Below are 5,511 nucleotides of genomic sequence, written 5' to 3' on the forward strand. Positions count from 1 at the left end.
GGCCGCCCGCGCGAATCCCATATCTGGCGGCCGGTGACGGAGGCGATACGCGAAGTCATGCAAAAGTCCTTTTCCAGTTGGCGACGAGCGCGTCGACGGGTTGCGGCGCGCGAATGAGCGCGCGCGCCTGATCGCGGATCACATGCTTGTGCCCGGGGTCGGTGAGATAGGGTGCAGGCGACTTGCCCTCGACGCGCGCAAGCAACAGCGCCGCGGTGAGCTTGCCCGCACGCAGCAGTACGCCTCCGGCATCTTCCCAGTCGATCCCCGCGCGATAGGCGGCAACCAGCGCGGCGGCAGCTTCGTTCAGCCGCGCGTCGCCCGACCACACCGCTTTCAGCAGCAAGTGCGTCGTGCAGAAAGCGATGTCGAACGCCGGATCGCCATAAACGGCGCATTCGGCATCGAGGAAAACCGGGCCGTCGGCGCTGACGAGGATATTCTTGGGACTGACGTCGCCATGGACCAGTGCGATCTTGCGTCCCGAAAGATCGGCGGCGAGCGCCTCGAGCGCGGGCGCGAGTTCGGCATCATGCCGCGCAACATAAAGCAGAAACGGATCGACGCGGAGCGCGCGAAACATCTCGTCGTTGGGGAAATCGGCGCGGTCGCCTTCGTTATGCGCGGTCGCAGCATGGACCGCGGCAATACCCCGCCCGACCTCTCCGGCAAAACCGGCATCGACCCGCCCCGCCATCAGCTCGTCCTTCCACACCGGACAGCCGGGCAGGAAACGCATCGCGAAGGCATGGCCGGCCAGTTCGGCGAGCACCTCAGGCGCAATTTTCGGATCAACCCCGCGCGCGCGGCGCAGCCAGCGCACTTCGCTTGTCCCACGCTCCACGGGCGCGTGCCATTCGGCGGCGACGCGCAACTGCGGCAGCGGGCGCTTGACGACGATCGGCCCCGACGGCGTCTCGACCTTCCACACGTCGCACGACACCCCGCCGGTCAGGGGCGTGAGGGCGATATCGCCCTCCCCCACCAGACCGGCGGCGCGAAGTTCATCGACGATGTCGGCGTCCGTCGTCACCTCAAAGCTTCTCCCGGATCCACGCGCCGACAAGATCGGCGGCATTCTGCCGCTCGGCAACCGAATCCTCGAAATAATGCGCGCCGGGGATCAGTTCGATCCTTTTGTCGGTCGAGCCGAGGAAATCGAAGATCTTGCGCGCATCGCTCGGGAAGACGCCGGTGTCGGCGGTTCCTTGGACGACGAGCGCGGGTGTGTCGTGCTTGGCGAGATGCGGCTGACCCTGGCATGGCGAGGTTTCGAGGCTCCACATGTTGAGCCAGGTCTTGATCGTATTGGCGCGCCCGATGCTCGGCGTGCGGTTCGCGACCGCCGGGTCGCCGCGGTAACACCAGTTGGGCTTGCGGTCCGAGGGATCGAGCGCCGGATCGACGCAGCGGATATCGCCCCAGCAACGGAACATGGGGAAGATGCGGTCGGGGATGCCCGCGGCATTGAGCCGGGCCAGTTCGGCCTTCGCCCAGTCGGTGATGCGCTGGTTGCGCGCACGCTGCCCCGCGCGATATTTTTCGACGAACGCGTCCGAATAGGGCGGGCCGTTGTCGGGGTTGAACGGATCGAGTTCGGGGTCGGTCAGAGTGGGATCATTCTCGTCAATCACCGACGCATCCATCCAGTCGGTCAGCACCTCGGGACGCCCCTGATGCGCGTTGAAGCTGATGTAGAGATCGCCCTTGATCAGCGACGCCAGCGCGTCCTGACCGACCGACGGCAGCCGGTCGGTCAGCGTCGGCGCGATCGCCTCGGCCTGATAGGCGCCCATCAGCGAGCCACCGCCCGAATTGCCGAGAATGACGATCTGCTCGACTCCGGCTTCTTCCTTCAGCCACTTCATGCCGACGCCGATGTCGAGGATGGCATGTTCAAGCAGGAACTGGTCCTCGAACCCGCGATAGCGCGTGTTCCAGCCGAGGAAGCCAAAACCCTGCCGCGCGAACCATGGCGCGATATAATGTTCCTTGAAATCGACATTATAATGGGTCGCGATGATCGCGACCTTCGGGCGCTTGCCCGCCTCGGTCCAATAGATGCCCTGGCACGGATGCCCGCCCGCCTGGATACGCGGCGCGGTCGGCGAAACAAGCCCAATAAATTGCGCGTCCAGTCCTTCGATCCCGTTCGGGTCCATCATTCTCTCTCCTGATTGTCGATTGTTATCAGCGGGTGACTTCGAAGGGCAGCTTGTAGCCCTCCAGCCCCGCGCGGATCGCCTTCTTGTCGATCTTGCCCGTCGGGCCGAGCGGGATTTCGTCGACGAACAGCACGTCGTCGGGCATCCACCAGCGCGCGATCTTGCCGTCGAGATACGCCTTGAGATCGGCGGCGCACGCCTTGGCACCGTCCTTCAACTGGCAAAGCAGGATCGGCCGTTCGTCCCACTTCGGATGCGCGACGCCGACGACGGCGGCATTGGCGACCGCACCATGTCCCATTGCAATATTCTCGATCTCGATCGAACTGATCCACTCGCCCCCCGACTTCACGACGTCCTTGGCGCGGTCGGTGATCTGCATATAGCCTTCGCCATCGATCGTGCTGACGTCGCCGGTGTCGAAGAAGCCCTCGGCGTCGAGCACCTCGCCGCCCTCGCCGCCATAATAGGCCCCCGCGATCGTCGGCCCCCTGACCATCAGTCGCCCCGGCGTCTTGCCGTCGTGCGGCAGGCGCTTTCCCGCATCGTCGACCAGCTTCATGTCGAGCCCGCAGAGCAGCCGGCCCTGCTTGAGCTTATACGCCATTTGCTCGCCGTCGCCCTTGGCCGCGACCGACGCATTGGGAACCGATACTGTGCCAAGCGGCGAGGTTTCGGTCATGCCCCAGCCCTGGATCACATCGACCCCATAATCGTCGCGGAAGGTCCGAATGATCGATTCAGGGCACGCCGAACCGCCGATCGTCACGCGCTCGAGCGTGGTAAAGCGCTTCCCGTTTTCCTGCATATATGTGAGCAACATCTGCCACACTGTTGGCACGGCCGCCGAATAGGTCACGCCCTCCTGCTCGATCAGATTATAGATCGATTCGCCGTCCATCCGCTGCCCCGGCAGCACCAGCTTCGCCCCGACCGCGGGCGCCGAATAGACGACGCCCCACGCATTGGCGTGATACATCGGCACGACGAGCAGCACCGTGTCGCGCGCCGACAACGCCAGCGCGTCGCGCTGCAGCGTCATCAGCGCATGGATGTAATTGGACCGGTGCGAATAGAGCACGCCCTTGGGATTGCCCGTCGTGCCGCTGGTGTAGCAGAGTCCGCACGCGGTATTTTCGTCGAAGTTGCCCCAGACATATTCGGCCGGCTGTCCTGCGATCCAGTCGTCGAACGCGGTCGCGGCAAAGCTTGTCCGCGGCAGCGACGCGGCATCGCAAAAGAAGATCACTTTTTCGATCGACGGCACCTGCGGCAACAGCTCCTCGACAAGGTCGGCGGTCGCGGGATCGGCGATCAGCAACCGGTCGCCGGCATGGTTCGCGATATAGGCGATCTGTTCGGGGAACAGGCGCGGATTGAGCGTGTGCAGCACCGCGCCCATTCCCGCCGCGCCATACCAGGCCGCCAGATGCCGCGCGCTGTTCCAGCCCATCGTCGCGACGCGATCGCCGGGCCTGATGCCCTCCGCGGCCAATATGTTCGACACACGCTTGGCATCGGCATGAACCGCAGCCCAGGTCGAGCGCGTCACCCGCCCCTCGGCATCGCGCGATATGATTTCGCGACCGCCGTGCCAGTTTGCCGCATGGTCGATGATCCGGTCGACCGTGAGCGGCACATTCTGCATCAACCCGTCCATGCGACCCGTCTCTCCCTGCGCCTCGTCAATATAGATAGTATGCTAAGTATTTCGCTTTTGCAATATCGGGGAGGCCGCCTTGCCTCGCTACCGCCACTCTTCTAGCGTGACCGGGCCGGCGGGGCTGCCGGCAACAGGGATTGTCACCGGCATAATGCGTACCAACCAGCTTATCATCGCGCTTTTTCAACGTTTCTGCTGGCTGGACGAGGGCCTGCAGGCGCGGCTGCACGACGGCGGCTGGCCCGACGTCAGCCGGCCGCAATCGATGGTGATGACCAATATCGTCAGCGGCATCGTGCGCCCGTCGGACATCGCCCGCAATCTCGGCGTCTCGCGGCAGGCGATTCACAGCACGATCAACCAGATGGTCGCCATCGGAATCGTCAAGCTCGACCCCGACCCCGATGATCGCCGCCACATGATCGTCTCGCTCACCGACACCGGCGCACGGATGCGCAAGGATGCGCAGGCGGCGATGGACGCGCTCGCCGATCAGCTTTCGGCGAAGCTCGGCAAGGATCGTTTCGACGCGCTGCTCGCAACGCTCGAAGCCGACTGGGGCGACAATATCGCGGCGCAACCGGAAAAGAAGCACCGGGCCTGACCGATCGATGCGTCCCCGTCCGGCGAAGCAGTTTGCCGCCGGCCGGTGACGGGGCTCAACCGCCCTTTTTCTTCGCCCGCGCCGCCTTCACGCCCTCGACGAACTGTTTCTCGTTGACCTTTACCGCCAGCCCCTTCTTTGACAGGAAAAAGGCCGCGCGGGGCATGGTGATATTGCCGTCCTTGGTCGCGAGGACAGCGCCCTGCGGCGCCATCGCCTTGACCGTGCCGAGCACCGCGGCGCCGTCGGCGCTGCGTACCTCCGCTCCCGGCTTCAATACGCCGTCGACCGCCGCTGCGTCGGCCTCGGCTTCCTTCAGCACCGCAAGGATTTTCGCCTTCGAAGCTTTCAGCGCCGGGCCCTTGCCGGTCTTCACAAAGGCATTCTTCGGGACCACGAGCCCGCTCCCGCCGATCGACACCGCAACCCGGTCGCCATCGATCTTGACGATCTGTCCGATTTCCTCGCCGCCTTCGTCATAAACCCTGGTGCCGGGGGTCAGCGAAGCGGCGGGCGCGGTCTCCTGCGCCTGCGCGGCGGGGGCGGCCGATAGCGCGGCACCGGCAAGGCATAGCCCGGCGAGCAGGCCGGAAAGTCTGGGCATGAGAAGCTCCTGTCGAACGGCAATGGCTATCGATGCCGCATCACGCCGCGTCGTACCAAATGCCATGTTGCCGGGCCGTGCAAGCGACGCGGCGAGCCGACGGAGCCTGAGATCCCGGAGCTTATCCAAGCGCCTTTGCGACGGCGACAAGCCGCGCCGCGGTCGCCTCGACCAGCGATGCGGGCAGTGCGTCCTTCAGGTTGCCCGATTCATCGAACGCAGCATGCGCGTTCGGTATCAGCACCTGTTCGGGGATGACGAGCGTCTGGATCGTCGACAGGATCTGACGCAGGTGCATCAACCCGCGCAATCCGCCGAAGGGGCTGATCGACGCCGACATCACCGCGCTGGCTTTCCCGCGATAGGCGCTGAGCGCAACGAGCGATTCCTCGCCGGTCGGCCGCGATGCCCAGTCGATCGCATTCTTGAGCAACGGCGATACCGAACCATTATATTCGGGCGAGACGAACAGCAG

At 64.7% G+C, this 5,511-nt stretch carries 6 protein-coding genes; 1 reads left to right on the forward strand and 5 read right to left on the reverse strand.

Going from position 1 to position 5,511, the window contains the following annotated elements; translation table 11 throughout:
- Nucleotides 1-55: 55 nt before the first annotated feature.
- From VGD20_RS13205 to VGD20_RS13215, 3 genes are read right to left on the reverse strand one after another with little or no spacing between them, the layout of a single operon-like run.
- Complete coding sequence (locus VGD20_RS13205) at nucleotides 56-1,033, reverse strand: aminoglycoside phosphotransferase family protein (protein ID WP_331134893.1); 978 nt, start codon at nucleotides 1,031-1,033, stop codon at nucleotides 56-58.
- Nucleotide 1,034: 1 nt separating this feature from the next.
- Nucleotides 1,035-2,165: an alpha/beta hydrolase gene (locus VGD20_RS13210; protein ID WP_331134894.1), complete on the reverse strand. Its 1,131-nt coding sequence runs from the start codon at nucleotides 2,163-2,165 to the stop codon at nucleotides 1,035-1,037.
- A 25-nt stretch (nucleotides 2,166-2,190) separates the two neighbouring features.
- Nucleotides 2,191-3,825, reverse strand: coding sequence for a long-chain-fatty-acid--CoA ligase (locus tag VGD20_RS13215; RefSeq protein WP_331134895.1), 1,635 nt, complete (start codon nucleotides 3,823-3,825; stop codon nucleotides 2,191-2,193).
- A gap of 106 nt (nucleotides 3,826-3,931) precedes the next feature.
- Here VGD20_RS13215 and VGD20_RS13220 point away from each other — a divergent pair, with 106 nt between their 5' ends.
- Nucleotides 3,932-4,432, forward strand: a complete 501-nt coding sequence (locus VGD20_RS13220; protein ID WP_331134896.1) for a MarR family winged helix-turn-helix transcriptional regulator — start codon at nucleotides 3,932-3,934, stop codon at nucleotides 4,430-4,432.
- 55 nt (nucleotides 4,433-4,487) lie between these two features.
- On the opposite strand, the gene VGD20_RS13225 is transcribed toward VGD20_RS13220, so the two are convergent.
- Both VGD20_RS13225 and VGD20_RS13230 read right to left on the reverse strand, forming a co-directional pair.
- Complete coding sequence (locus tag VGD20_RS13225; RefSeq protein ID WP_331134897.1) at nucleotides 4,488-5,036, reverse strand: hypothetical protein; 549 nt, start codon at nucleotides 5,034-5,036, stop codon at nucleotides 4,488-4,490.
- 121 nt (nucleotides 5,037-5,157) lie between these two features.
- Nucleotides 5,158-5,511 (reverse strand): NAD(P)H-dependent oxidoreductase (locus VGD20_RS13230; protein WP_331134898.1); only part of this gene is annotated, 354 nt, incomplete at its 5' end.

It is taken from the genome of Sphingopyxis sp. (assembly GCF_036402335.1).
Taxonomy (GTDB): Bacteria; Pseudomonadota; Alphaproteobacteria; order Sphingomonadales; family Sphingomonadaceae; genus Sphingopyxis.

What these genes read in the sequence shown, in the direction of transcription:
- VGD20_RS13210 (WP_331134894.1), bottom strand. Translation starts at nt 2,165, where the DNA reads ATGATGGACCCGAACGGGATCGAAGGACTGGACGCGCAATTTATTGGG.
- VGD20_RS13215 (WP_331134895.1), bottom strand. Translation starts at nt 3,825, where the DNA reads ATGGACGGGTTGATGCAGAATGTGCCGCTCACGGTCGACCGGATCATC.
- VGD20_RS13225 (WP_331134897.1), bottom strand. Translation starts at nt 5,036, where the DNA reads ATGCCCAGACTTTCCGGCCTGCTCGCCGGGCTATGCCTTGCCGGTGCC.